Raw genomic sequence first — 26,042 nt, 5'->3', positions numbered from 1 at the left:
CCGCTCTCTCCCCCTCGCGACTTCCGTGTCCGTGAACACCTCTACTAGGCTGCTATCAGCCATCTCCACCTGTGACGCACAAAACATCTGTGCGCCACCCTCTACCCCCACCCCCATACCGATGGGTAACGTCCGGGCCGTCATTCTTCCGGGATCGTCCGCCGACCCCGGACCGAGCCAACGGAGGCCGGCCCCCGCGGCCCCCTTTTTGGCGCGCCGACGAGGAGCAGCAGTCTTGCGCGAGTACAGCCTTCCGGCCCTCTATGAAGTCCCCGCAGAGGGAAACCTGACGGACCTCATCCGCCGGAACGCGGCTCAGCACCCGGACCTCCCCGTCATCGGGCGCAAGCGGAACGGCCGCTGGGAGGACCTGACCGCCGCCGCGTTCCTCGCCGAGGTGCGGCAGGCCGCCAAGGGCCTGATAGCCGCGGGTGTGGAACCCGGCGACCGGGTGGGTCTGATGTCCCGCACCCGTTACGAATGGACGCTGCTGGACTTCGCCATCTGGAGCGCGGGCGGCGTCACCGTCCCCGTCTACGAGACCAGCTCGCCCGAGCAGATCTCCTGGATCCTGGGCGACTCCGGCGCCGTCGTCTGCCTGGTGGAGACCGAGGCGCACACCGCCGCCGTGGACTCCGTCCGCGACCGGCTGCCCGCGCTGCGGAACGTGTGGCAGATCGAGCCCGCGGACGCCGAGAGCGCCGAGGAGAGCACCGCCGTCGCCCGGCTCGCCGCGCTCGGCGCCGGGATCAGCGACGAGCAGGTCGAGGAGCGCAGCTCCGCCGCCGACGCGGACTCCCCCGCCACCATCGTCTACACCTCCGGCACCACCGGCCGCCCCAAGGGCTGCGTACTCACCCACCGCAGCTTCTTCGCGGAGTGCGGGAACGTCGTCGAGCGGCTGCGCCCCATGTTCCGGCCCGGCGAGGGATCGGTGCTGCTGTTCCTGCCGGTCGCCCACGTCTTCGGACGGCTGGTGCAGGTGGCGGCCGTGATGGCGCCGATCAAGCTGGGGCACGTCTCGGACCTGCGGAACCTCACCGACGAGCTGGGCTCCTTCCGCCCGACGATGGTGCTGGGCGTCCCCCGCGTCTTCGAGAAGGTCTTCAACTCAGCCCGGGCCCAGGCCGTCGCCGGTGGCAAGGGCAGGATCTTCGACCGGGCCGCCGAGGTCGCCGGCGCCTACAGCAGCGCCCTGGACGACCCGGCCGGCCCGTCGCTCAAGCTGCGCATCCAGCACAAGGTCTTCGACAAGCTGGTCTACAGCAAGCTGCGCGCCGTCCTCGGCGGCCGGGCCACCCACGCCATCTCCGGCGGCGCACCGCTGGGCGCGCGGCTGGGCCACTTCTTCCGCGGCGTCGGCTTCACCGTGCTGGAGGGCTACGGGCTGACCGAGTCCTGCGCCGCGACGGCCTTCAACCCCTACGACCGCCCCAAGATCGGCACCGTGGGGCAGCCGCTGCCGGGCTCCGTGGTGCGGATCGCCGACGACGGCGAGGTGCTGCTGCACGGCGAGCACCTGTTCACCGGCTACTGGAACAACCAGCAGGCGAGCGACGAGGCGCTGACCGACGGCTGGTTCCACACCGGCGACCTGGGCACCCTGGATGCCGACGGCTATCTGACCATCACCGGGCGCAAGAAGGAGATCCTGGTCACCGCGGGCGGCAAGAACGTCGCCCCCGCCGTGATCGAGGACCGCATCCGGGCGCACGCGCTGGTCGCCGAGTGCATGGTGGTCGGCGACGGCCGCCCCTTCGTCGGCGCACTGCTGACCGTGGACGAGGAGTTCCTGCCGCGCTGGGCCGCCGAACACGGCAAGGAGCAGCTCGCCCACGAGAAGCTGCTGGCCGACCCCGAGCTGCTCGCCGAGCTCCAGACCGCCGTGGACGAGGGCAACAAGGCCGTCTCCAAGGCCGAGTCGGTCCGCAAGTTCCGGGTGCTGCGGGAACAGTTCACCGAGGAATCCGGCCATGTCACCCCCTCGCTGAAGCTCAAGCGGGGCGTGGTCGCCAAGGACTTCGCCGACGAGATCGAGGCCCTCTACACGGCGTAGGCCCGCACCTCGCGGGTCCGGTACCGCATGCGGCGCCGGGGCGCCGCCCCGGCGCCCGGGTCACAGCAGTTCGCGCAGCCGTTCGGCCAGCAGGTCCCAGCGCCAGCACTCCTCCACCCATCGGCGGCCCCGGGTGCCCATCCGGGTGCGCAGCGCGGGGTCGCGGAGGAGTTCGATCAGGCGGTCCGCGGTCCGCGCGGGGCTGCCGCCGGGGACGACGTGGCCGGTCTCGCCGTCCAGCACGGCGTCCGGTGCGCCGCCGGAGTCCCCGGCGACGACGGGCAGTCCGGTCGCCGACGCCTCCAGGTAGACGATGCCGAGCCCCTCCACGTCCAGCCCGCCGCGCCGGGTGCGGCACGGCATCGCGAACACGTCGCCCGCGCCGTGGTGCGCGGGCAGTTCCTCCCAGTCGACCGGGCCGGTGAAGCGCACGGCGTCGGTGAGGCCGCGGGCGGCGGCCAGCCGCTCCAGGTCGGTGCGGCGGGGGCCGTCGCCGACGAGCAGCAGCACCGCGTCGGGCACCGCCTCCAGCACCCGGGGCATGGCCTCGATGAGGGTGTCCTGCCCCTTGCGGCGCACCAGGCGCGAGACGCACACGACCACGGGCCGGTCGCTCAGGCCCAGCCTTGCCCGGACCGCGTCGCCGCCCGAGCCGGGATGGAAGGTCTTCTCGTCGACGCCGGGCGGCAGTTGCACCATCCGGTCCGCGGCCCCGGGAGAGAGCACGGCGGCGATCCTGCGGCGGGTGTAGTCGCCGAGGTAGGTGAGGGTGTCGGTGCGGTCCCCGATCCTGCGCAGCAGTCCGCGCGCCACGGGGAGCTGCGCCCAGCCCGCCTCATGGCCGTGCGTGGTGGCCACGATCCGCTCGGCGCCCGCCCTGCGCAGCGCGGGCGCCATCAGCCCGAGGGGTGCGGCGGCCCCGAACCACACCGCGCGGCAGCCGTGCTCCGCGAGCAGCGAGCAGGCACGCTTGGTCACCCGCGGAGTGGGCAGCAGCATCGTCGTACGGTCGCGGACCACTGTGAAAGGCTGCTCGGCGTCGAAGGCCGCGGTGGCCTCCGCGCCTTCGCGGCCCCGCTTCCAGGTAGAGGCGTAGACAACGACCTGGGACGGGTCCAGGCGCAGCGCCATGCTGTGCAGGAACGCCTGGATGCCGCCGGGGCGCGGCGGGAAGTCGTTGGTGACGATCAGGGTCTTGTGCATCGTCGCCGACAGTACCGCGCGGCGGTCCGGCCGGATCGGGCGGCGGCGCGGCGCAGGGCGCGAGGAAGGACAGGTGTGCGAGGCGAGCCGAGGAGGGCCCGCGGTGCGGTGGCGCCCGTGCTGGTGTGGTCGGTCACCCGGGCGGTGCTGCTGTTCTACGTCTTCAAGGTCCTCACCGTGCCCGGCGGTATGGACATCACGTCCGACGTCTCGGTGATCTACCACGGCTGGTTCGGGCAACTGAGCGACGGAACGTTTCCGTCCGACGATGTGACCTGGCAGTACCCGCCCGGCGCCGCGCTGGTGATCCTCTCCCCCGGGCTGCTCACCGGGGTGCTCCCGCTCGGCTACGCCTCCGCGTTCTTCGTGCTGGCCTGCGCCGCCGACGCGGTGGTGCTCGGACTGCTGCTGTACGCCGCCCGGCGGCGCGGGCCGCGCGCCCCGGAGGCCGGCCTGCGCGGCCGGGCCGGGGTGTGGGCCTGGGTCGTCGGAGTGCCGCTGCTGGGGCCGACGGCGTACGCGCGCTACGACCTGATGGTGACCGTTCCCGCCGTCGCGGCGCTGCTGGCCGCCGCCCGGCATCCTCGTGCGGCGGGAGTGCTGGCCGGGCTGGGGGCGCTGGTGAAGGTGTGGCCGCTGCTGCTGCTGCTCGGTACCCCGCGCGGCCGGGCGACCCGCGCCGCCTGGCTGAGCGCGCTGCTGACCGTGCTGCTGGTGACGGCGGGCTTCGCCGCCGCGATGCCGGGTGCGCTGGACTTCCTGTCGGCGCAGGGCGGCCGGGGAACCGAGGTCGAGTCCGTCGGCTCGCTGGCGCTGCACGCCGCCCGGCAGTTCGGCTGGGAGGGCCGGGTGCTGCTGCGGTACGGCTCGATGGAGTTCGTGGGCCCGGGCGTACAGGCCGTGAGCGACACCGCCGTGGTGCTGACGGGGGCGGTGTTCGGCTGGCTGCTGCTGTGGCGGCTGCGGGCGCGGAACTGGTCCCCGACCACCCTGGCGGACGCCGCCCTCACCGCCGTGCTGCTGTTCGTCGTCACGAGCCGGGTGCTGAGCCCGCAGTACCTGATCTGGCTGCTGGGGCTGGCCGCGGTGTGTCTGACGCTGCGGGCCGGACGCCAGGCGCTGCCCGCGTGGCTGGTGCTGGTGGCGACCGGGCTGACCCAGTTGGAGTTCCCCGTCTGGTTCGCCGACGTGGTCACCGGCGAGGCCCGGGGCACGATGGTGCTGGCCCTCCGCAACATGCTGCTGGTCGCCGCCGCCGTGCTGTCCTGCGTGCGGCTGTGGCGCTCGACGGTGCCCGGCAAGCCGGAGGGCACCGCGGACCGGGACGGCGGCCGGGAGGCGGTACCCGCCCCGCGGAGCACCTGCCCCGGCACGGACCCGGAGCGGGACGGCGTGCCCGGGATGCGCCGCCCGGACGGCGACCGGATCCCGGCGTCCGACCCGACCGGTCCCTGATCCGGGGTCTCCGGCCCAGGGTTGTCGACTTGACCCGGTCCTGAAGGACCGGGCTTGGAGGCAGTGCCCAGCTGGCTGCTGGGTGGACTCCTCCGTCCAGACACCCCTTATGGGGTGGCAGGGACGCGTGACTCACGCCCCGCGTTCCACACCACGGCGCCTCGCTGGGCGATGTTGTCAACAGCACAGACTCGTGGACACCCGCGGGTCAGAGCGATCCAGAGAAGCGCTTCCTCCCGGGCGTAAACGCCCGGGGTTCCGCGCTAGATCAAGCTGAACCTGACCCCCTGGTTCCGGGGGTCGGCCCGACCGTGCCGAGCGGCCCGCGCGAAGGGCTCTAGGGTTCCAGCACCCGGGTGGCGTACGCACGCCAGCGCTCGGTGAATTGCGCCTTCCCCACGCCCAGTACGGACCGCAGCGCCGCGTCCGGATCCGGGCGCCCGCCGCCGTTCGCACGGCCTGCCCGCGTGTACAGGGCGAGCAGCTTCTCGGCCCCCCACTCCTCGGCGACCATCCGGCAGGCCAGCCAGCCGCCCTCGTAGGCACGGGCCAGCCCGGCCGGGTCGTTGCCGAAGCGGAAGTCGGCGTCCGTCGGCAGGGCGCGCAGGGCCGGGGCGGTGCCGCCGTCCGCCGTCCGGCCGGCGAGCGCACGCGCCAGTTCCGGCGCCGCCTCGCGGGGCGCCAGGTGCGAGCGGCGGTAGCCCGCCCAGTCGGCGATGCCCTCGGAGAGCCACAGCGGGGTCGCCGAGGTGGTCTGCCGCCGGGTGGCGACATGCGTCGTCTCGTGGGTCAGCACCACGTGCCGCCCCTCCTCGCTGAGCAGCCCGTAGGTCTGCGGGTTGACCACGATCCGGTCCGCCGGTGCGTCCCCGCCGCCGGTCCGGGAGGCGCCGCCCGCCTCGCCCGTGGTGACGGCGGCGATACCCGCGTATGTGCCGGAGTCCGCGGCGGGCGTCCCCAGCAGGCGCGCCATCTGCCGCGCCGAGGCGGGCGCCTCCAGCACAGTCCTGCGGGACCAGCCGTCCGGCCAGGTACCGGCGACGGCGGGCACCGCACGGTCGGCGGCTTCGGCGAGGGCCCGCAGTTCGGTGCGGTCCCGGCCCACTCCCATGACCAGGCTGTGCGCGCCCCGTACGACCGTCATGGCGCCCTGCTCCCACAGTTGGGAGTCGCTGCCGGACGCCTCGCCGGCGATGCGCCATCCGCTCTCGCGCCGGACGAACCGGAACCGCTCGGTCGCCGTGGTGGTGACCCGGTCGTAGTCCGCGAGCCGGTAGCGCAGCGCCGCCTCGACGGTCACCGTGTCCCCCGCCGCCGTCCCGGACCCCCCGGCCTCGCCACCGTCACGCTGCGGCGCTGCGACCTCGCGGACCTCGTACGCCCAGCTGGACAGCGGCAGTCGGCGCAGATTGTGGAAGGCCTGCCGCTGTGCGCCGCGGTGGCGGGGGGCCTGCGGGTCGACGGCGTCGAGGTAGCCGCGCTCGTCACCGGCGCGCAGGGCCGCGGCCTGCCGGTCGAGCACCCGCTGGAAGGGCGCCGGGTCCTGGCCGTCCCGGTCGGCGACCACGAAGGCGCCGAGCGCACACAGCAGCGCGAGCGCCGCGGTTCCGCTCAGCGCTCGCGCGTACCGGAGGATGCCGTGCCGCCGCTCGCCCACGCCACCGAGGGTACGGGGGTGGGATCCGGGCCGGCCGGGGCCTCCCGAGCGGCCCGCCCGCCGCACCCGCCATGACCGCCGCGACCGCCGCGACCGCCGCGACCGCCGCGACCGGGGGGAACGACGGACCGGGCCGTCGGGGCCGACCGGTCTGTCAGGGTCTGGTGACCGCGGAGACCGGCAGCATGCCGACCGGGTCGTAGCGCACGGACGCGCCGGGGTGGGGCGCGTGCACGACCTGGCCGCCGCCCACGTACATGGCCACATGGCTGGCGTCGTCCCGGTAGATCACCAGGTCGCCGGGGCGGGCCCGGCCCAGCGGTACCTGCTGCCCGGCCGAGCGCTGGGCCTGCGAGGTGCGCGGGATCGAGGTGCCCGCCTGCCGGTACGCCCACTGGGTGAGCCCCGAGCAGTCGAAGGAGCCCGGCCCTGCGGCGCCCCATGCGTAGGGGCGTCCGACGGCGGACCTGGCGGCGGCGACCGCGGCGGCGGCCCGCTGCGAGGACGGGGCGGAGCCGCCGGGACCGATGCCGGGGCCGCCGGCGCGGGAGCGGTGGCCGTCCCGCGAGGCGCGCTCCTCGGGGGAGAGCCTCGCCAGCAGCCGCCGCGCCTCGGCCAGCTTCCGCCGGACGTCCTTCTTGCGCTGTTCGAGGGTCTGCTGGAGTCCGGCGAGCTGCTCCAGCTTGTCGGCCGCCTCGGTGCGCCGCTGTCCGAGGACGCGCTGCGCGGACTGCAGTCGGCGCAGCTTGGCGAGCTGGCGGCTGCCGATGCGGTCGAGGGTTGCGGCCTTGGCGAGGTAGCTGTCGGGATCCTCGGTGAGCATCAGCGTCAGCGCGGGATCGATGCCCCCCGAGCGGTACTGCGCGCCCGCGAGCGCGCCCAGCGCGTCGCGCAGCCCGTTCACCTCCGTCTGGCCCCTGGCGACACCGTCCTGCGCGTGGGCCACCTGCTCGCGCAGCTTGCCGGTGCGCTCGGCCACCCCGTTGTACTTCTCCGTCGCGACTTCCGCCTGCTCGTAGAGCCGGTCGATCCGGGAGTTGAGGGTGGCGGCGGAGAGCTGGTTGTCGGGCTCCGCGCCCGCGGGGGCCGCGGGGACGAGGGCGACCGCCGCGCCGGCGGCTGCTGCCGACAGCACGGTGACCCGCGCCGGCCGGCCCTGGCCGGGCAGCGGGGTATGTCGAGGGGACCGGTGCGATGCCACTGGAGGAGGCGTTCCTTCCGCTAGGCGACGTGCGCCCGCAGAATGTAGCCGTGCCTCCAGGGGGGACAAAGGACCGTGGACCGCCGGTAAGTCCGCTCCCGCGCCCCGGGGTTCACTGATCGCGCAGGTCACCGGGCGGGTCGGAAGTCCGCCCCCGCCAGGGCGGGTTCACTCGGAAGGGCGAAGTTTAAAGGTCATCACACTGGCGGGTGATCTTCCGGGAGGACCCGGCCGCGTTCCGCGGCCCTGCCCCCTACGGTCCCTGCGCCGGAGAGGGGTCCGGTCGCCCGCCGGGTCAGCCGACCCGGACGCCGAACTGGAACGGCATGTTGCCCATGGCCTCGAACCGCACCGAGGCGCCGGGCTTGGGTGCGTGCAGCACCTGCCCGTTGCCCGCGTAGAGGCCGATGTGGTGCAGGTCGCCGTAGAAGAGCACCAGGTCGCCCGGCTTGAGCTGGCTCTGGCTGGAGATCCTGGTCCCGGCGTTGGCCTGCGCCTGCGAGGTGCGCGGCAGCGAGACGCCGGCCTGCTTGTAGGCCCACGAGGTGAGCCCGGAGCAGTCGAAGGAACTGGGGCCGGTGGCACCCCACACGTACGGGCTGCCTATCTTGCCCTTGGCGGCGGACAGCGCGGCAGCCGCATGGCCGGAGCCGGGGGGCAGGTCGCCGAGGTCGGCCCGGTTGCTGGAGGCACGGTCGGCGTGCTGCTGCTTCTCGGCGAGACGCGCCTTCTCCTTGGCGGTCAGCGTGTTGAGCAGCCGCTGGGCCTCGGAGAGCTTGCCCTGGATCTTCTTCTTCTTCTCGCCGAGCTCCTTGCGGGTGCTGGCGAGGTCCTTGAGCTTGCCCGAGGCTTCCTTGCGCTGCTGCGCGAGGGTGCGCTGCTTGGCCTGGACCTTCTTGAGGGCGCCGGCCTGCTTGGTGCTCAACTGGTCCATGGCCGAGGCCTTGTCCAGGTAGCTGTCCGGGTCGGAGGAGAGGAACAGCTGCACCGACGGGTCGATCCCGCCCGAGCGGTACTGCGCGGTCGCCAGCGAACCCAGCTTGTCGCGCATGCTGTTGAGCTCGCCCTGGCCGCGGGCCACGCTGTCCTGCAGGTTCTCGACCTCCTCGGAGAGCTTGGACTGCTTCTCCTTGGCGCCGTTGTACTTCTCGGTTGCCGCCTCGGCGTCCTCGTACAGCTTGTCGACCTTCTCCTTGACGTCCTTCTTGGACGACTGGGGGTCGGCATGGGCCGCCTGGGAGGTGAGTGCGACAGCCGCGGCCGCGGTCATGGTGAAGACACTGACACGTGCGCGACTCGGCTGCTTGGGACGACGGTGGGACGCCACTGGGGCGAGCTCCTTCTTCCTCAGCCGCCTGCCGGTCTGGTCATCTCCGGCTCCACAGCACAGGACTGGGCGATCCCGGCGTGCGGAACGAGGCGGTCCTCCGCTGCCACCCCGGATAGGTGATCAACCGAGCGGAGGTTCGGGCCAGACATTAGCCACGCGTAGTGATCCGATCAAATCCCTCAGGAAAAAAGACGTCCCGCAGCCGCATTCTTTACCCGGCACCCACGCACGGCGAGCACAGCCTCACACACCGCGCACGACCCCGTCCGTCGCAGCCGCTCCCCGACACCCCGCCCCGGCACCGGAGCGGACCGGCGCGGCAGCGGAGTTGAGAAGATACCGGCGCCGGAGCACGAGGGCATCCACGGGCGCCGGGCAGCGGCATGCGCGCCTGCGGACTGCGCCCTCAACTACGGGCGAGCCGCTTGAGCAGCAGCGCGGAGGCGACGGGCCGCGCCCCGGCCGCCGCACAGCCGTCGGCGACCTCGCGGTCGCTGGAGACCACCACCACCGCGCGGCCCGGCGGTTCGGCACGCACCAGGCGGCGGATCAGCTCGTCCGCGGTCTGGCCCGGCTTGGAGAAGAGCACCCGGACTCCGCGCGGCGGCGCCAGCAGCACCGGCGCCGCCAGTTCGGCCCCGTCGAACACGCAGGTGACCTCGGCACCGGACTGGGCGGCCAGCACCGCGAGGCCACCCAGCAGCCGCAGCCGCTGCTTCTCCAGCGGCAGCGCGGGATAGCCGGTCTTGGTGACGTTGTAGCCGTCCACCACCAGGTGGGCCTGCGGCAGGGCCAGCAGTTGGTCCAGCAGCGCCGGATCGGTGTCCGAAAGCGCCCGGGCCGCCACGTCCTTGGGCGACATCCGGCCCGGCTCGACCGCGTCGACGGTGTCGGCCGGCCGGGTCTCGGACGGCGGGAGCGCCAGTTCGCGGCGCAGGCCCTGGGCCGCGTCCAGCACGGTGTCCAGGAGCAGCCGCACCCGCATGTCCTCCACGCTGCGGCCCTCGCGCGCCGCGCGCCGCCCGGCCTCCAGCGCGGACTCGGCCTCGGCCAGCCGGGACTTGAGCCGGCGCAGCTCGCTGTCCAGCGCCGCCTTCTCGGTGCCGGCCGACGCGCGCACCCCGTCCAGCTCCTCCTGCAGCTTGCGCAGCGACGCCTCCCGGCGGCGGACGTCGGCCTGCGCGCTGCGCAGCTTGCGCTGCGTGCCGTCCAGCTCCTTGCGCAGCGCCTCCTGCTCGCGGCGGCCGCGCTCGGCCTCGTCCCGGGCCGCCCCCCTGGCCTGGGAGAGCTCCTCGCGCAGCTGGGACAGTTCGCGCTGGGCCTCCTCGCCCGCACGTTCGGCCTGCGCCCGCTGGGCCTCCTCGCCCGCCGCCGCCACCAGTTTGGCCCAGCCGGAGGGCCGCAGCACATAGGCGGCGGCCGCCACATCCACCGGGTCGGCGGCCGGCGGCGGCGTGCCCTCGTCGAGCGCGGTCGTCAGTTCCGGGAACTGCTCCCGCACCCGGGAGGCGATGCGCTGCCGGAAGACGGCGTCGCTCTCCAGCGCCGCGGCCATCGCGTTGCCGCCGAACTTGGCGCGGCGCTGCGGGGTGAAGCGTGCGTACTGCCGCAGCGGGGGCGGCAGTTCGGCGACCGTCAGGCCGCCCAGCGCGTCCCCGGTGAAACCGACCACCCGCCGCCGGACCTTCTCCGGCAGCGGGCGCTCCAGGCTCTCCGGCTCGGTGTCCGGGCGCGCCCCCGGATCCGACGCCGGCTCCGCGCCCGGGTCCGGCTCCGGGTCGGCGCCCGGAGCCGGCGCGGCGGAGCGGGGCTCGGCGGAGTCCGGGCCCGCCGGGGCCGCGGCACTCTCAGCGGCCGGCCGGGCAGCGGGCCCGGCGCCCTCCCCGGCAGCCGGGTCCGGCCGCCGTTGGTCGCCGCCCGTCCGTTCCTCCACCGGTCACACCTGCCGTCTCTGGGACCTGAGCCCTATACCTGAGCGCTGGGCCGGTCCACCAGTTCGACCTGATCCACGGCATTGCACCATCTGCAGCGCACGGATTCGATGCTCTCACTGAGCACCTCCTGCTCCTCGACCGCCGGGGCGCCGGCCAGGTCCAGATGGACGTACTCGACCACCTTGCTGGAACGCGTCACGTCGAACCGGGTCAGGTTGCCGCACAGCGTGCAGCGCCAGCGGGTCTCGTCCGTGGGCGTGGGGACCGCCATCGTCTCGTCCTCGTTTCCTGAAGAGTCGGTACTGGTCGGTGCTGGTCGGTGCTGCTCAGCGCCGCCGTGCCGCGGACCATCACGGATACGCGGCGCGGGGTCACGTCCCGTAAACCCTACGGCCTAGGACCGTCCGCGTGCCCCCCGCGTGTGTCGAGGAGCATGCCCGGGCGGCGAGGCGTCATGATCCGCTCATGGACGGCACCGGCCACGCCGAGACCCGGCACGCGGACCCCAGCGCGGAGCCGCGGCCCCTGGTCACCTACGCCCTGATCGGCTGCTGCTGCCTGGTCTTCCTCGTCGGACCGGCCTCCGGCCTCCTCCCCTCCCACGGTACGGGGCAGGCGCTGGAGGAGGTCAGGGCGGCCTACTTCCGCCGGTGGGGCGTGGTGCCCCACACGCTGTTCAGCGGTGCCCTGCGTCCACTGCCGACTCCGCTGACCGCGCTGTTCCTGCACGCCGGCTGGCTGCATCTGCTCGGCAACCTCCTGTTCCTCGTCGTCTTCGGCGGCCCGGTCGAGCAGCGGATGGGACCGCTGCGCTATTTCCTCTTCTACCTGGGCACCGGCTACGCGGCGATGCTCTGCTACGCGGCAGCCCACCCGGTCTCGGACGAGACGCTGGTCGGCGCCTCCGGAGCGATCTCCGCCGTGCTGGGCGCCTTCCTCTGCCTGCACCCGCGTACCCGGGTGACGAGTGTCTTCCCCTTCCTCTTCTTCCTGCCGCTGCGCTTCCCGGCCTGGGCGGTGCTGCTCTTCTGGCTGACCCTCCAGTGGCTGGCCGCCCGGCAGGACGCGGAAGGGCCCGGCGTCGCCTACCTGGCCCACGTGGCCGGATTCACGCTGGGCTTCCTGTCCGTCTGGCTCCACCACCGCCGGGCTAGAGTGGCCGGGCCAACCCCGGCGTCCGAGGGAGAGACCCCACCGTGATCACTTCCATCGTCCTCATCCGGACGAGCACCGACCGCATCCCCGAGATCGCCGAGCAGATCGCCGCCATCGAGGGCGTCAGCGAGGTCTACTCCGTCACCGGTGCACACGATCTGATCGCCATGGTCCGCGTCGCCCAGCACGACGACCTCGCCGACATCATCCCCGGCCGGATCAGCAAGGTCTCCGGCGTGGAGTCCACCGAGACCCACATCGCCTTCCGCACCTACTCCCAGCACGACCTGGAGTCGGCCTTCGCCATCGGCCTGGACGCCTGAGCCCGCCTGCCTCCCGCGGCGGGCCGGACGGTCAGCGGTCCCGCCCGACCCTCGCCCGCGGTGCGGCCGCGGGCTCCGGGACACAGCGGCCGCCCTCCGCACGGTAGGTCCAGCGTGCGCCGTCACGCACCAGCTCGCGCACGGCGGTGACGAACCGGTCCACGTGCTCGTCCGGCGTCCCGGCGCCGAAACTGACCCGGATCGCGTCGAGCGCGGGCGCCTCCCCGGCCGACTCGCCGAGCCCCCCGCACTCGCCGGGCGCGTCCCCCTGCTGTCCGAGCAGGGTGCGCAGCAGCGGATGGGCGCAGAAGAGGCCGTCCCGGACCCCGATCCCGTACTCGGCGGAGAGCGCCGCAGCGAAGTGCGAGCTGCTCCATCCCTCGACGACGAAGGAGACCACCCCCACCCGGTCGGCGTCCTCCCCGAACAGCGAGAGGACCCGCACCTCGGGCAGCTCCGCCAGCCCGCCGACAAGCCGGGCCAGCAGCTCCTCCTCCCGGGCGACGAGGCGGTCGAACCCGGCCTCGGCCAGCGCCCGGCAGGCGGAGGCGACGGCGTACGCGCCGATGACGTTGGGCGAACCGGCCTCGTGGCGGGCCGCGGTGGTGTGCCACTCCACATCCACCCCGCCGTCCGCGGCACGGGCCACCCGGCGGCTCGCACCGCCGCCTGCCAGATACGGCTCCGCCGTGCTCAGCCAGTCGGCGCGGCCCGCCAGCACCCCGGCGCCGAACGGCGCGTACAGCTTGTGCCCGGAGAGAGCCACCCAGTCCGCCTCCAGCTCCGTCAGGCTGACGGGCCGGTGCGGGGCGAGCTGCGCCGCATCCAGGACCAGGCGGGCGCCGTGCCGGTGGGCGGCGCGCGCGAGCTCACGCACCGGCCACACCTCACCCGTCACGTTCGACGCACCGGTCACGCAGACCAGCTTGGGTCCGGCCGGCGCGGCATGCAGCGCCGACTCCAGCGTGGCGACCGCCTGTTCGGGCGAGCGGGGTGCGTCCAGATACGCCACCTCGTGCGCCCGCCACGGCAGCAGCGAGGCATGATGCTCGGTCTCGAAGACGAACACCCGGGTGCCGGACGGCAGCGCCCCCGCCAGCAGGTTGAGCGAGTCGGTCGTCGCCCGGGTGAAGACGACCTGGTCGCCCTCGCGGCACCCCAGGAAGTCGGCGACGGTCCGCCTGCTCTGTTCGAACAGGTCCGTCGACAGTTGCGAGAGGTGGCCCGCGCCCCGGTGCACGCTGCCGTAGTACGGCGCGTACGCCGCCACGTCGTCCCACACCCGCTGCAGCGCGGGCGCGCTGGCCGCGTAGTCCAGCGCCCCGTACGTCACCTCCCCACCGGTGACCAGCGGCACGCGGACGTCACGGCCCAGGACGGGAAGCGGGGCGGACTCCTCACGACAGGAATCAGAAACCGGTACAAAAGGTGCGGTGAACGGCATGGAAGTACTCCGGACGGGGTGAGCGGCAAGGAGGCGCCTGGCGGCGCGCCGAAACATGACAGAACGTCAGGAGGAGGGCCGAAAACGGGTGTGCGGCGCTGCGGCGCTGCCCGTCGGCCCTAGCGCATTCGCTTGCTCACGGAGAACTCCCTCGAAGACCAGGACCCCTGGCGTGAGGGATCCGCGCTTGCCGCAGACCTTGTTGTCCTACGGCCTGGTCATCACCCGGGGCACCCCGCCACGGACGGAGGGTTGCCGGACAGCGGGCCGGGGCCCTTTCTCGCTGTCACTCGTGACCTGCGAGGCAGTATGCCACACCCTTCGCGGAGTACGACGTCGCGGGGTCGGTTCCCCCTCCGCGGACTGCGTTTGCGTTGTGGGGGCACGCCCCCCGTCGTTTTCGGCTGCCGCCGAGAGGTCGTGTCGGGGGGCGCTGCCCCCCAACGGCCCCCCGCCAAGGGGGCTCCGCCCCCTTAGACACCCCAGGCACCCAGACCTGAGCCTCTCCTTTCCCGTATCCGGCAACCGCCGGAGGAATCCCGACTGCGGGAGCGCTCTTGCGCTGTGACGGACGGCATCAGGACACTTCCCGCAGACAACGGACCAGGACACTGGTCCGGAGCACACGAACGCAAGCTCTCGCGTGGGTGCGGCTGGGGGTCCTAGGGGGCGAAGCCCCCTAGCGGGGGGTGTTGGGGGGCGGAGCCGCCCCAACGCCCGTCCGGCGAGGACAAGGGGGTTCGGGGGCGAAGCCCCCGACAACGAACGCCGCACCCGGCAAACAACGGACGGGGGCCCCGGGGGCCCGGGGCAAAGCCCCGACAGGCGAGGCGGCCCGCGGAGGGGGCCGCGCCCCCGCAAGGGGGCGGCGTCAGGGGGCGCAGGCCGCGGCGGGATCGAGGGCGATGCGGTACCCGCGTTTGGTGACGGTCTGCACCACAGAGGGCGCCCGGAGGGCGGCCCGCAGACGAGCGACGGCAGCCTCGACGGCATGCTCGTCGGTCCCCCCGCCGGGCAGGCACCCCAGCAGATCGGCGCACGAAACCACCGCTCCGGGCCGCCGCGCAAGCGCCCGCAGCACGGCCATGGGTGCCGGGCTGACGGGCCGCAGTTCGCCGTCGAGGAGGGCGGCGGTGCCCCGCACCTCCAGCGTATGTCCCGCCGCGGGCAGCACCGGCGCGGTGGCGGGCAGTCGCTCGCCCAGCAGTCGGACGAGGGCGCCGACCCGGAATCGCTCGGGCCAGTAGGCGGGGATGTCCCGGTCGAGCAGGGGCGCGGCGGTGACGGGGCCGACGCAGGCGACCTGGGTACGGCTGCGGAGTACCCGGGTCAGGTCGTCGACCGCTTGCGCTCCGCGTTCTTCGGCGCGGGTGTAGAGCCCGGCGGCGGCCAGCGCGCTGGTGAAGGTGAGGGCGTCCACGCCGCCGGCCAGCACGGCGTCGATGAGCCGGTCGAGGGGGGCGGGGTCGACGGGGCCCGTCCACCGGTAGACGGGCACCGGCACGACCTCGGCACCGGCGCCGCGCAGTGCGTCGATGAAGTCGCGCAGCGGTTCCCCGTGGAGCTGGACGGCAATGCGGAGTCCCTCCAGGTCCGCGCGGGCCAGCAGGCGTTCGAGGACCTCGGTGGAGGACTCCGAGGCCGGGGACCAGGCTTCGCGGAGGCCGGCCGCGCGCAGCGCGCCGCACGCCTTGGGGCCGCGGGCCAGCACCTCGCTCCGGGCGAGGACGCCGCGCAGGGCTTCGCCCTGGCCCCAGCCGTCGGCGGCCTCCATCCAGCCGCGGAAGCCGATGCCGGTGGTGGCGACGGCCACGACCGGCGGGCGGGCGAGGAGTTCCTCGGTGGCGTCGCGGAGTTCCTCGTCGTCGGCGAGCGGGGCGATGCGCAGTGCGGGTCCGTGGACGACCTCGGCGCCGCGCCTCTCCAGCAGCGCGCCCAGCTCCTCGGCCCGGCGCGCGGCCGTGACCGCGACGGTGAACCCCGCCAGCGGGGGAACGGATCCCGTGCGGCTTCGCGACGGTTGAGGTGCCGACACCGCGTCTCCTCTCAGTTCCTATGTGGGCGCTGGGTGCTGTTCATACTCCCCCGACCAGCGTTTCCACCGTATTTCGCCGGGCCGAGACCTCGATCACTCTGCCGGTCAGCCGCACGTCGTGGACGGGGAGACGGGCGGTCTCGTCGTCCAGGCAGCGGCCGGTGGCCAGCTCGAAGACCTCCTTGCCGAGAGGGCCCGTGACGACGGGGACGCCGTCGCGGTCGCCGACGATGCCGTGGCAGATCACGGGTGCCCCGCTGAAGGGGTCCAGATTCCCGACCGCGTACACCTCACCGGTGTGCAGCCGGAAGAGGGCGACGGCGCTGCCGTCGGGCAGCAGCGCGGCGCGCCCGTGTTCGACGGGAAGGACGTCCAGCGGGCAGACGGCGGACCAGTCGGCCGTGGAGTCGGCGGGATCGGAGGCAGGGGTCATGGTGGTCATGGCGGTCACCTTTCGGCTCTTACGGGCGGGAGTGCTCAACGGGCGCGCGCCCCCTCGGCGGCGGGCACCTCGGGCATGCCGAGAGACATCGGGCCCGGCACAGGCACCGGCTGCTCCCGCTCGACGGCGAAGGAGATCGCCGGGTCGGGCGTCCCGGGGGCGTTGACGAAGGAGGTGAAGCGGGCCAGCTTCTCGGGGTCCTCCAGGACGCCGCGCCACTCGTCGCGGTAGTCGGCGACGTGGCGTTCCATGGCGGCGTCCAGTTCGGCGCAGATGCCGAGCGAGTCGTCCATGATGACGGCCCGCAGGTGGTCGAGGCCGCCCTCCAGGTTCTCCAGCCAGGCGGCGGTGCGCTGGAGGCGGTCGGCGGTGCGGATGTAGAACATCAGGAACCGGTCGATCGTGCGCACCAGGGGGTCGTGGTCCAGGTCGGACGCGAGGAGTTCGGCGTGGCGGGGGGTGAAGCCGCCGTTGCCGCCGACGTAGAGGTTCCAGCCCTGCTCGGTGGCGATGATCCCGAAGTCCTTGCTGCGGGCCTCCGCGCACTCCCGGGCACAACCCGAGACGCCCGCCTTGAGCTTGTGCGGGGCGCGCAGCCCCCGGTAGCGCAGCTCGAGTTCGATGGCGAGCCCGACCGAGTCCTGGACTCCGTAGCGGCACCAGGTGGAGCCCACGCAGGACTTCACCGTACGGACGGCCTTGCCGTAGGCGTGTCCGGACTCGAAGCCGGCGTCGGTGAGCCGGCGCCAGATGGCGGGGAGCTGTTCGAGGCGGGCGCCGAGCAGGTCGATGCGCTGGCCGCCGGTGATCTTGGTGTAGAGGTCGAAGTCGCGGGCCACCTCGCCGAGCACGATGAGGCGGGCCGGGGTGATCTCGCCGCCGGGTACCCGGGGCACGACGGAGTAGGTGCCGTTGCGCTGCATGTTGGCCAGGTGGCGGTCGTTGGTGTCCTGGAGTCCGCCGCGCTCGCCGTCCAGGATGTGGGTGCCGCTGTCGCGGGAGGCGAGGATCGCGGCGACGGCGGGCTTGCACACGTCGCAGCCGCGCCCGCGCCCGTGCTCGGCCACCAACTGCGAGAAGGTGGTGATGCCGGTGGCCGCGACGATCTCGAACAGCTCGGCCCGCGAGTGGTCGAAGTGCTCGCACAGCGCCTTGGACTGCTCGACGCCGGCCGCTTCGAGAAGCTGCTTGAGCGCCGGTACGCACGAGCCGCAACCGGTCCCCGCCTTGGTGCAGGACTTCAGCGCGGGGACGTCGGCGCAGCCCTGTCCGGTGATGGCCTCGGTCAACTCGCCCTTGGTGACGGCGTGGCAGCTACAGATCTGTGCGGCGTCGGGCAGTCCGGCCACTCCGGCGCCGGTCGCCCCGCCGCCCTCGGACTGCGGAGCCAGTAGCGCCGACGGGTCGGCGGGCAGGGCGCTGCCGACCAGGGGGCGCAGCAGCGGATAGCCGGAGGTGTCGCCGACGAGGATGCCGCCGAGCAGCGTCTTGGCGTCGTCGGAGACGACGAGCTTGCCGTAGGTGGCGGCGACCGGGTCGTTGAGGACGACCTCCAGGGCGCCGGGCGTGGTTGCGTGCGCGTCCCCGAAGGAGGCGACGCCGACGCCGAGCAGCTTGAGCTGGGTCGCGGTGTCGGCGCCGGGGAAGCGGGCCTCGCCGCCCAGCAGCCGGTCGGCGACCGTCTCGGCCATGGCGTACCCGGGTGCGACCAGCCCGAGGGTCCGCCCCTCGACGCAGGCGACCTCGCCCACGGCCCACACATGGGGGTCGGTGACGGAACGGCAGGTCTCGTCCACGACGACGCCGCCGCGCTCCCCCACCTGAAGGCCGGCTTCCCTGGCGAGTTCGTCGCGGGGCCGCACGCCCGCGGCGAAGACCACCAGGTCGGTCTCCAGGAAGGTGCCGTCGCTCAGCTCCACACCGGTGGCGGCGCCGGTCTCCGGGTCGGTGACGACCTGCTTGGTGCCGGTGCCGGTGTGGAGGGCCACGCCCAGCTCGCCCACCATGCGGCCGAGCAGCGCGCCGCCGCCCTCGTCGAGCTGGACGGCCATCAGATGCGGGGCCATCTCGACGACGTGGGTGGTCAGGCCCAGCAGCCGCAGCGCGTTGGCGGCCTCCAGACCCAGCAGCCCGCCGCCGACGACGAAGCCGCGCCCGGTGGTGGATTCCTCGGCCGCGGTCCGGATGGCGTCGATGTCGTCCAGGGTGCGGTAGACGAGGCAGCCGGGGGCCGTGGAGCCGGGCAGCGGCGGCACGAACGGCCGCGAGCCGGTGGCCAGGACGAGCGCGTCGTAGCGCACCCGCTCGCCGGACGCCGTCAGTACGGCGTTCGCCTCGCAGTCGAGCGCGGTCACCGGGTCGCCCAGCCTCAGGTCGATCCGCTCGGGGTCGTGCTCGGGCAGCCGCAGGGCGCTCTCGTCGGCGCCGTCGAAGCAGGAGGAGAGGGTCACCCGGTCGTAGGCGGGACGCCCCTCCTCGGCGAGCACGGTGACCTCCCACTGCCGCTCCGCGTCACGGGAGTCGAGGGCTTCGACCAGCCGGTGGCCGACCATGCCGTGGCCGACGACGACGAGCTTGCGCGGGGCTTCGGAGTGCTGGGGGATGGTCATGGTGTTCACCTCGGGGCGGTCGTGGCAGGAGTGTCACGGCTGGAGAGCGGGTCGGTCTCGGCGAGCCAGGCGGCGATCTTCTCGACGGCGCCGCGGCAGCCGCCGCAGCCGGTGGTGGCGCGGGTGGCGTCGGCCAGTTCGCGGGCCGAGCGGGCGCCGTCGTACCAGGCGGAGCGCAGGGCGCCCTTGGTGACGCTGTTGCAGCGGCACACCATCGCGTGGTCGGGCAGCGCCTCGCCCGTCTCGCCCGCCGTCTCGGGCGGCAGCGCCCGGCCGAGCATGAGGGCGAGGCGGTCGGAGGGGGCGGGCGCTCCCTTGTCGTAGAGCTGGACGAGGCCGGCGGCGGCGTCGGGGACGCCCAGCAGGATGGCGCCGGTGACCCGGTCGCCGTGCAGCACGAGCTTGGCGTAGCGCTCGCGGGACGGGTCCTCCAGCCGGAGGACCTCGGGGCCGCCGTCGTCCGGGAAGTCCCCCTCCGCGGGACCTTGCCCGCCGGGACCGCCACCGGCCGGGGCGTGGCCGGCGAAGCCGTCGTCCGTCACGAACGGGTCGCCCAGGCAGGCGAGTTCGATACCGGCCGCCTTCAGTCGGGTCACCCGCGGGGAGCCCAGGTAGCGCGCGTACAGGTCCTCGCCGGTCAGCCGCCCGGCCAGCACGCTCGCCTGCTCCCAGCCGGGCTGTACGAGCCCGGGCTCGGCGTCGGCGCAGTCGCCGAGCGCGTGGATGTCCGGGTCGGAGGTGGTGAGGGTGTCGTCGACGGCGATCCCGGCCGGGCCGACGTCCAGCCCGCACTCCTCGGCGAGCCCGGTCTCGGGCCGCGCGCCGGTGCACAGCAGCAGTCCCGCGGCGGTCAGCACACTGCCGTCGTCCAGGTGCAGCCCCTTGCCGGGCTCCCAGCGGACCGCCATCACGCCCAGTCGCTGCTCGATGCCGGTACGGCGCAGCGCACGGCCCAGCACCCGCCCGGCGGGCGCGTCCAACTGCCGGTCCATCACATGCGGTGCCGGGTGGACGACGGTGACGGCGACGCCGCGCGCCACCAGGGCCCGCGCCGCCTCCAGGCCGAGGACGCCGCCGCCGAGGACGGCGATCCGCGCGCCGACGGCTCGGGCCCGGTCGGCGAGGCGGCGCAGTCGGCGCGCGTCGCCGAGCGTGCGCAGCGCGGTGACGCCCCGTGCCAGTGCCCCGATCCCCTCCTCCGTCTCCTCCCGCAGCCCCGGCAGCGGCGGTATGGCGGTGCCGGCGCCAGTGGCCAGCACGAGCCTGTCGTACGGGAGTTGCCGTCCGTCGGCGGTACTGACGGTGCGGGACGTGCGGTCGATTCCGGTGACGGTGGTGCCGGTCGCCAGCGGGTTCTCCCCGGACTCCGCGGGCGCCAGATCGTTCTCCGTCAGCGAGCCGGACAGCAGTCCGGGCAGCAGGACCCGGTTGTAGCCGCCGACCGGCTCGGCACCCAGCACGGTCATCCGCACCCGCCTGCTCCTGGGGTCGCGCCGCAGTGTCTCCTCGTACAGCCGCGCGCCGACCATTCCGTTGCCGACGACCACGACGTTCAGGGCCCGGTTCACGCGGCCTCCTCGGGACTCGTGGCGCCGCCCCCGTCGGCACGCTCCAGCCGTACCGCGCTCAGCTTGAACTCCGGCATCCGGCTCACCGGGTCGAGCGCGGGGTTGGTGAGTGCGTTGGCGGCCCCGTCGCCGGGGAAGTGGAACGGGAGGAAGACGGTGTCCGGGCGCAGGCTGGCGACGCAGCGGGTGCGGGCGAGGACGGCGCCGCGCCGCGAGACGATCCGCGCGGTGTCCCCCTCGGCGAGCCCGGCGCGGCGGGCCGTGTCGGGGTGCACCTCGACGTAGGGTCCGGGCCCGGCGGCGGCCAGTTCGGGCACCCGGCGGGTCTGGGCTCCGGACTGGTAGTGCTGCAGCTGCCGCCCGGTGGTGGCATACAGCGGGTGTGCGGCGTCGGGCAGTTCGGCCGCGTCCCGGTGCTCGACGGGCAGGAAGCGGGCCCGCCCGTCCGGGTGTGCGAACCGGTCGAGGAAGAGGCGCGGGGTGCCGACGGCGCCGGTAGGCTCCGCCGCACCGGCACTGGGCGGCGCCGCGGGGACGGGCCAGTACACGGGCCGTTCCGCGTCGAGGAGTTCCGGCGCGGCACCGGCGTAGTCGGCGGTGCCGCCCGCCGAGGCGCGGCGCAGCTCGTCGAGGACGGCGGCCGGGTCGGTGGGGAACTCGTGCCCGGCCCGGCCCAGCCGCACCGCGAGGCCGTGCAGCACCTCCAGGTCGGTCCGCACGCCGGGCGGCGGGGGCTGGGCGGCGCGGCGGCGCAGGACGCGGCCCTCCAGGTTGGTCATGGTGCCGGACTCCTCGGCCCACATGGCGACGGGCAGCACCACGTCGGCGAGTTCGGCGGTCTCCGAGCGGAAGAAGTCGGCCACGACCAGCAGGTCCAGCGCTCCCAGCCGGTCGGCGACGTGGCGGGTGCGCGGCGCCGAGACGACCGGGTTGGAGCCCATCACCAGCAGCGCGCCGGGACCGTCCGGGCTGCCGAGCGCGTCCAGCAGCTCCCAGGCGCTGCGTCCGGCGCCGGGCAGCGACGCAGCGGGCACGCCCCAGACCCCGCCGACGTGCGCGCGGGCCGCGGGGTCCTCGATGTGCCGGTAGCCGGGCAGCTGGTCGGCCTTCTGGCCGTGCTCGCGGCCGCCCTGCCCGTTGCCCTGCCCGGTCAGGCAGCCGTAGCCGGAGCCCGGGGTGCCGGGCAGTCCGAGGGCCAGGGCCAGGTCGATCCAGGCGGAGACGGTGTCGACGCCCTTGCTGTGCTGCTCGGCGCCGCGCCCGGTGAGGATGTGGGCGCGCGGGGCCCGGGCCAATGCGGCGGCGGCGCGGCGCAGGTCGGCGGCGGCCACTCCGGTCAGCCGCTCGGTGCGCTCCGGCCACCAGCGCGCGGCACATTGCCGTACGCCCTCCCAGCCGACGGTGCGCTCCCGGCGGTAGGCAGTGCGCTGCGGCGTGTCCAGATGGCCCTCCACCAGCGCGACGTGGAGCAGGCCGAGCGCCAGCGCGAGGTCCGTACCCGGAGCCGGCTGGAGGTGGATGCCACCGCCGTCCAGCGCGGCCTGCGCGGTGGCCGTGCGGCGCGGGTCGACAACGATCAGCCACGCGGGGTCGAAGTGGCCCATAAGCGGCGGCATCGTCTCGGCGGGGTTGGCTCCGACCAGCACCACGGCCTGGGAGTTGTCCAGGTCGGTGACGGGGAACGGCAGCCCCCGGTCGAGCCCGAACGCCTTGTTCCCGGCCGCCGCGGCCGACGACATGCAGAACCGGCCGTTGTAGTCGATCTGCGAGGTGCCCAGCGCGATCCGGGCGAACTTGCCGAGCGCGTACGCCTTCTCGTTCGTCAGCCCGCCGCTGCCGAAGACGGCGACGGCGTCGGCTCCGCGCCGCTCGCGCAGGGCGGCGAAGCGCCGGGCCACCAGGTCCAGGGCCTCGTCCCAGTCGGCGGCGCGGAGCGGGCCGGCCGCGGCATCCCGGATCAGCGGGGTGGTCAGCCGGTCGGGCGAGTCCAGCAGCTGCGCGGAGGTCCAGCCCTTCTGGCAGAGGCCGCCCCGGTTGGTGGGGAACGGGCGCGGGGCGACGGTGGGGCGGGCCGGTGCGGACGGCGTGCCCGGTGCGGCGCCGGGGGCGGGCCCGGGGATGAGGGTCATGGCGCACTGCAGGGCGCAGTAGGGGCAGTGGGTGGCGGTGGCGGGTCGGGGGGCGGCGGAGGTCACCTCAGGCCCCCCGCTCGGCGGCGGCCGGCTGCGGCTGGGCATCCGGCGCCGGTTGCCGCCGCACCTCGGCCGCCCGGGTGGCGGGGCCGGCGGCGGGCCGCCGCAGGTATCCGGCCCAGGTCACCACCAGGCACAGCAGATAGAAGACCAGGAAGGCGCCGATCGCCGCGTCCGCGTCACCCGTGCTCCGGTACGACTGGCGGAAGGCGAGATTGATGCCGACCCCGCCCAGGGCCCCCATCGCGCCCGAGACGGCGATGACAGCACCGGCCAGTCGGCGTCCCCGGGCCAGGGCGGCCTCGGGGTCGGCCCCGGCCTCCACGGCGCTCCGGGCGCGTGCGGCGTAGCGGGCGGGGATCATCTTGTAGGTGGCGCCGTTGCCCAGTCCGGTCAGTACGAACACCGCCGTGAAGGCGGCCACGTAGGCGGCGAACGAGTCGGCGGCCGAGGCGGCCAGCACGCATCCGGCGCCGCAGGCCAGCGCGAGGAACGACCAGGCGGTGACCCGGGCGCCGCCGCACCGGTCGGCGAGCCGGCCGCCCAGCGGCCGGGAGAGCGAGCCCAGCAGCGGCCCGAGGAAGGTCAGCGCGGCGGCCTGCGCGGGGCTCTTGCCGAACTCGTTCCGCAGCACCAGCCCGAAGCCGAAGCCGAGGCCGATGAAGGATCCGAAGGTACCGATGTACAGCAGGGAGAGCGTCCAGCAGTGGACGTCGCGCACCGCGCTGCGGAAGGCGCCGTAGTCGGTGCGGTTGGTGGCCAGGTTGTCCATCCCCCGGTGGGCCAGCAGCGCGGCCAGCAGCAGGGCCGGGACGAACAGCAGGGGCAGCATCTCCGGGTGTGCGACCCCCGCGGTGGCCAGTACGGCCAGCCCCAGCAGCTGCACGGTGGCGACCCCGAGGTTGCCGCCCCCGGCGTTCAGCCCCAGCGCCCAGCCCTTCTCCCGCTCGGGGAAGAAGCCGTTGATGTTGACCATGGAGGAGGCGAAGTTGCCGCCTCCCAGACCGGACACGGCGGCGCACAGCAGCAGCACCCACAGTGGTGTGTCCGGGCGGCGCACCAGTAGCGCCGCCGACGCCACGGGTATCAGCAGGGCCAGTGCGGAGCACACCGTCCAGGTGCGGCCCCCGAACCGGGTGACGGCGAACCCGTAGGGCAGCCGCAGCAGCGCGCCCACCAGGGACACCAGCGACACCAGCAGGAACTTCTCGTCCGGGGTCAGGGTGAAGCCGGCCTGCGGCGTCATGAACAGCACCAGTACCGACCACAGGCTCCAGACCGCGAACCCGATGTGCTCGGCGAACACGGACAGCCACAGGTTGCGCCGCGCCGTGCGCCGTCCCTCGCTCGCCCAGAAGCCCGGGTCCTCCGGCTCCCATCGGGTGATCCACCGTGCTCGCACATCGTCTCCTGTCCGCTGGAAGGAACACCGATGCTAGGAGCGGGCCGTTACCGCCTCCGGGCGGTCTCGTAACGCACACGAAAGGGAGTGCTCACGCGGGCCGCGGGGACGGTGTGAGGGCATCTCACCGCGGGGCCGATGAATTCCGGCGCCGCGGCCGGTCTCTCCTCCGAGGACACCCTGGCGGCCGATCCGGTACCCCGGTCCGCCGCACCGATCGCTCAGGAGGGCGCACCATGATGCAGCCGCAGAAGATCAAGACGTTCCTCTGGTACGACGGGCAGGCCGAGGAGGCGGCGCGGTTCTACGTCTCCCTCTTCGGCGACTCCCGCGTCGTGGAGGTGACCCACTACAACGACGCCGCCCCCGGTGAGACGGGCTCGGTCATGACGGTCGTCTTCGAGTTGGCCGGGCAGCAGTTCGTGGCGCTCAACGGCGGCCCGGAGTTCTCCTTCACCGAGGCGATCTCGCTGCAGGTGGACTGCGAGTCGCAGGACGAGGTGGACGACCTGTGGGCGAAGCTGACCGCCGACGGAGGGCAGGAGGGACCGTGCGGCTGGCTCAAGGACAAGTACGGCCTCTCCTGGCAGATCGTCCCGCGCCGGCTGCTGGAGCTGGTCGGCTCCTCGGACCCGAAGGTGTCCGAGCCGGCCACCCGCGCCATGCTCCGGATGCACAAACTCGACCTGAACGCGCTGGAGGAGGCCGTGCAGCAGGGATCCGCCTGAGCGGCGGGTGGCCGCTCGCGGTGTGCGCGGCCGGGCCGGAATCCGGGCCGGGCCGCGCACACCCGCCGCGGCCGGCGGCGGGCCGCCGTCCTGGCCGTTCTAGGGGCGGTTGCTGGCCGCCACCCACCGCTCCAGCACCGCACGCGCCGCGCCCGAGTCGAGCGACTCGGCGGCGCGGACCATCCCCGCGGCGATCTGCTCGCTCAGCGGGGCGCCGGTCGGGTCCAGCGCCGCCAGCGCGGCGGCGGAGTTGAGCAGCACGGCGTCCCGCACGGGACCGCGCTCCCCCTCCAGCAGCCGGCGCGCGACGTCGGCGTTGTAGGCCGCGTCCGCGCCCCGCAGCGCCTCCACCGGCACCAGCTCGATGCCCACGTCACGCGGGTCGAAGGTCTCCTCCCGCACGGTGCCGTCACGGACGGTCCACACGGTGGAGGTCGCCGTCGTCGTGAGCTCGTCCAGCCCGTCGTCCCCCCGGAAGACCAGCGCCGAGGAGCCGCGTGCCGCCAGCACCCCGGCGATGATCGGCGCCATCCGCGCGTCGGCGACCCCGGTCGCCTGCGCGCCTACCCGGGCGGGGTTGGTGAGCGGGCCGAGGAAGTTGAAGGGGGTGGCGACTCCCAACTCCTTGCGGGCCACGGCGACGTGCCGCAGCGAGGGGTGGAACCTGACCGCGAAGCAGAACGTGATTCCCGCCTCGTCCGCCATCCCCGCGACCCGGTCGGGCGGCAGCTCCAGGTTGACGCCGAGCTTCTCCAGCACGTCCGAGGCGCCGCTGGCGCTGCTCGAGGCGCGGTTGCCGTGCTTGACGACCCTGGCGCCGGTGCCGGCGACGACGATCGCCGACATGGTGGAGATGTTGACGGTCTTCGCCCGGTCGCCGCCGGTGCCGACGATGTCGACGGTGCGGCCCGGCACCTCGATCGTGCGGGCGTGCGCGTACATCGCCCGGACGAGGCCCGAGATCTCCTCGACGGTCTCGCCCTTGGCCCGCAGCGCCACGGCGAAGCCCGCGATCTGCACATCGCTCGCCTCGCCCCGCATGATCCGGTCCATCGCCCAGGCCGTGGCGTCGGCGTTCAGGTCCTCGCCCGCCAGCAGGGCGCTCAGCACGTCGGGCCAGGTACGCGCCGCCACGGTGTCGCCTCCGGCGGGGACAGCAGCGCTCATGGGGACCACTTCCTGGCAATAGAACCGACGCGTATGTGCGGGCCACCCTACCGATTCCGGGGGCTCGCCCGGTCATCCGTCCGACCTGCGGGCAGGAGGCGCGCAGGCGGTGCCCGGAATGCCGGAAGGGGCCCACGGGCG

General features: G+C 74.1%; 19 protein-coding genes and 1 riboswitch. Of the genes, 5 read left to right on the top strand and 14 right to left on the bottom strand.

Features of this window, described 5'->3' with window-relative positions:
* Window positions 1-235 precede the first annotated feature (235 nt).
* The gene (locus ACFYNS_RS04465; RefSeq protein ID WP_388600723.1) at window positions 236-2,056 is read left to right on the top strand and encodes an AMP-dependent synthetase/ligase; all 1,821 of its coding nucleotides are present in this window, start codon (window positions 236-238) and stop codon (window positions 2,054-2,056) included.
* Between the two features lie 60 nt (window positions 2,057-2,116).
* Here the strand turns inward: ACFYNS_RS04465 and ACFYNS_RS04460 are convergent, their stop codons facing one another.
* A complete protein-coding gene (locus tag ACFYNS_RS04460) occupies window positions 2,117-3,259 on the bottom strand; it encodes a glycosyltransferase family 4 protein (protein ID WP_360301023.1) in 1,143 nt (380 codons plus the stop codon).
* A 75-nt stretch (window positions 3,260-3,334) separates the two neighbouring features.
* On the opposite strand from ACFYNS_RS04460, the gene ACFYNS_RS04455 reads away from it, so the two are divergent.
* A complete protein-coding gene (locus tag ACFYNS_RS04455) occupies window positions 3,335-4,714 on the top strand; it encodes a glycosyltransferase family 87 protein (protein WP_360301020.1) in 1,380 nt (459 codons plus the stop codon).
* A 337-nt stretch (window positions 4,715-5,051) separates the two neighbouring features.
* Here ACFYNS_RS04455 and ACFYNS_RS04450 read toward each other — a convergent pair whose 3' ends face one another.
* From ACFYNS_RS04450 to ACFYNS_RS04430, 5 genes are all read right to left on the bottom strand, one after another.
* Entirely contained in the window at window positions 5,052-6,371 is a 1,320-nt protein-coding gene (locus tag ACFYNS_RS04450; protein ID WP_388600719.1) for a hypothetical protein, read from the bottom strand.
* Window positions 6,372-6,525: 154 nt separating this feature from the next.
* Entirely contained in the window at window positions 6,526-7,572 is a 1,047-nt protein-coding gene (locus ACFYNS_RS04445; protein ID WP_360303481.1) for an NlpC/P60 family protein, read from the bottom strand.
* Between the two features lie 295 nt (window positions 7,573-7,867).
* Window positions 7,868-8,899 (bottom strand): NlpC/P60 family protein, encoded by a 1,032-nt coding sequence (locus ACFYNS_RS04440; RefSeq protein WP_360303483.1) that lies wholly within the window; start codon window positions 8,897-8,899, stop codon window positions 7,868-7,870.
* Between the two features lie 409 nt (window positions 8,900-9,308).
* Window positions 9,309-10,610, bottom strand: a complete 1,302-nt coding sequence (locus ACFYNS_RS04435) for an NYN domain-containing protein (protein WP_388600880.1) — start codon at window positions 10,608-10,610, stop codon at window positions 9,309-9,311.
* 257 nt (window positions 10,611-10,867) lie between these two features.
* The gene (locus ACFYNS_RS04430) at window positions 10,868-11,107 is read right to left on the bottom strand and encodes a hypothetical protein (protein ID WP_019359381.1); all 240 of its coding nucleotides are present in this window, start codon (window positions 11,105-11,107) and stop codon (window positions 10,868-10,870) included.
* 194 nt (window positions 11,108-11,301) lie between these two features.
* Here ACFYNS_RS04430 and ACFYNS_RS04425 point away from each other — a divergent pair, with 194 nt between their 5' ends.
* Complete coding sequence (locus ACFYNS_RS04425; protein WP_360303549.1) at window positions 11,302-12,036, top strand: rhomboid family intramembrane serine protease; 735 nt, start codon at window positions 11,302-11,304, stop codon at window positions 12,034-12,036.
* Complete coding sequence (locus tag ACFYNS_RS04420; RefSeq protein ID WP_360303547.1) at window positions 12,033-12,314, top strand: Lrp/AsnC ligand binding domain-containing protein; 282 nt, start codon at window positions 12,033-12,035, stop codon at window positions 12,312-12,314. The genes ACFYNS_RS04425 and ACFYNS_RS04420 overlap by 4 nt, the downstream gene beginning before the upstream one ends.
* Window positions 12,315-12,345: 31 nt before the next feature.
* On the opposite strand, the gene ACFYNS_RS04415 is transcribed toward ACFYNS_RS04420, so the two are convergent.
* The 7 genes from ACFYNS_RS04415 to ACFYNS_RS04385 form a co-directional block, all read right to left on the bottom strand.
* Window positions 12,346-13,758: an aminotransferase class V-fold PLP-dependent enzyme gene (locus ACFYNS_RS04415; RefSeq protein ID WP_388600717.1), complete on the bottom strand. Its 1,413-nt coding sequence runs from the start codon at window positions 13,756-13,758 to the stop codon at window positions 12,346-12,348.
* A gap of 178 nt (window positions 13,759-13,936) precedes the next feature.
* Window positions 13,937-14,056: riboswitch (SAM riboswitch) on the bottom strand.
* Window positions 14,057-14,629: 573 nt separating this feature from the next.
* Entirely contained in the window at window positions 14,630-15,793 is a 1,164-nt protein-coding gene (locus ACFYNS_RS04410; RefSeq protein WP_360301535.1) for a uroporphyrinogen-III synthase, read from the bottom strand.
* A gap of 40 nt (window positions 15,794-15,833) precedes the next feature.
* Window positions 15,834-16,235 (bottom strand): nitrite reductase small subunit NirD, encoded by a 402-nt coding sequence (gene nirD / locus ACFYNS_RS04405; protein ID WP_360301532.1) that lies wholly within the window; start codon window positions 16,233-16,235, stop codon window positions 15,834-15,836.
* Between the two features lie 35 nt (window positions 16,236-16,270).
* Window positions 16,271-18,844 (bottom strand): nitrite reductase large subunit NirB, encoded by a 2,574-nt coding sequence (gene nirB, locus ACFYNS_RS04400; protein ID WP_388600715.1) that lies wholly within the window; start codon window positions 18,842-18,844, stop codon window positions 16,271-16,273.
* A 5-nt stretch (window positions 18,845-18,849) separates the two neighbouring features.
* Complete coding sequence (locus ACFYNS_RS04395; RefSeq protein ID WP_360301526.1) at window positions 18,850-20,412, bottom strand: FAD-dependent oxidoreductase; 1,563 nt, start codon at window positions 20,410-20,412, stop codon at window positions 18,850-18,852.
* Window positions 20,409-22,649, bottom strand: coding sequence for a molybdopterin oxidoreductase family protein (locus ACFYNS_RS04390; protein WP_388600713.1), 2,241 nt, complete (start codon window positions 22,647-22,649; stop codon window positions 20,409-20,411). Before ACFYNS_RS04390 ends, ACFYNS_RS04395 begins: the two co-directional genes overlap by 4 nt.
* On the bottom strand, window positions 22,609-24,006 hold the full coding sequence (locus tag ACFYNS_RS04385; protein ID WP_388600711.1) for an MFS transporter: 1,398 nt from the start codon (window positions 24,004-24,006) through the stop codon (window positions 22,609-22,611). The genes ACFYNS_RS04390 and ACFYNS_RS04385 overlap by 41 nt, the downstream gene beginning before the upstream one ends.
* 236 nt (window positions 24,007-24,242) lie before the next feature.
* Here ACFYNS_RS04385 and ACFYNS_RS04380 point away from each other — a divergent pair, with 236 nt between their 5' ends.
* Window positions 24,243-24,734, top strand: coding sequence for a VOC family protein (locus tag ACFYNS_RS04380; RefSeq protein WP_388600709.1), 492 nt, complete (start codon window positions 24,243-24,245; stop codon window positions 24,732-24,734).
* A 99-nt stretch (window positions 24,735-24,833) separates the two neighbouring features.
* On the opposite strand, the gene trpD is transcribed toward ACFYNS_RS04380, so the two are convergent.
* Window positions 24,834-25,901, bottom strand: coding sequence for an anthranilate phosphoribosyltransferase (gene trpD / locus ACFYNS_RS04375; RefSeq protein ID WP_388600707.1), 1,068 nt, complete (start codon window positions 25,899-25,901; stop codon window positions 24,834-24,836).
* Window positions 25,902-26,042 lie beyond the last annotated feature (141 nt).

It is taken from the genome of Streptomyces sp. NPDC006925, from assembly GCF_042869575.1.
In the GTDB taxonomy this organism is placed as follows: domain Bacteria; phylum Actinomycetota; class Actinomycetes; order Streptomycetales; family Streptomycetaceae; genus Streptomyces.
This window is presented reverse-complemented; position numbering and strand designations above follow the sequence as displayed.

Excerpts from the sequence above, each read along its gene's own strand:
- ACFYNS_RS04460 (WP_360301023.1), bottom strand. The coding sequence starts at position 3,259 with ATGCACAAGACCCTGATCGTCACCAACGACTTCCCGCCGCGCCCCGGC.
- ACFYNS_RS04430 (WP_019359381.1), bottom strand. The coding sequence starts at position 11,107 with ATGGCGGTCCCCACGCCCACGGACGAGACCCGCTGGCGCTGCACGCTG.
- ACFYNS_RS04425 (WP_360303549.1), top strand. The coding sequence starts at position 11,302 with ATGGACGGCACCGGCCACGCCGAGACCCGGCACGCGGACCCCAGCGCG.
- ACFYNS_RS04415 (WP_388600717.1), bottom strand. The coding sequence starts at position 13,758 with ATGCCGTTCACCGCACCTTTTGTACCGGTTTCTGATTCCTGTCGTGAG.
- nirD (WP_360301532.1), bottom strand. The coding sequence starts at position 16,235 with ATGACCACCATGACCCCTGCCTCCGATCCCGCCGACTCCACGGCCGAC.
- nirB (WP_388600715.1), bottom strand. The coding sequence starts at position 18,844 with ATGACCATCCCCCAGCACTCCGAAGCCCCGCGCAAGCTCGTCGTCGTC.
- ACFYNS_RS04390 (WP_388600713.1), bottom strand. The coding sequence starts at position 22,649 with ATGCCCAGCCGCAGCCGGCCGCCGCCGAGCGGGGGGCCTGAGGTGACC.
- ACFYNS_RS04380 (WP_388600709.1), top strand. The coding sequence starts at position 24,243 with ATGATGCAGCCGCAGAAGATCAAGACGTTCCTCTGGTACGACGGGCAG.
- trpD (WP_388600707.1), bottom strand. The coding sequence starts at position 25,901 with ATGAGCGCTGCTGTCCCCGCCGGAGGCGACACCGTGGCGGCGCGTACC.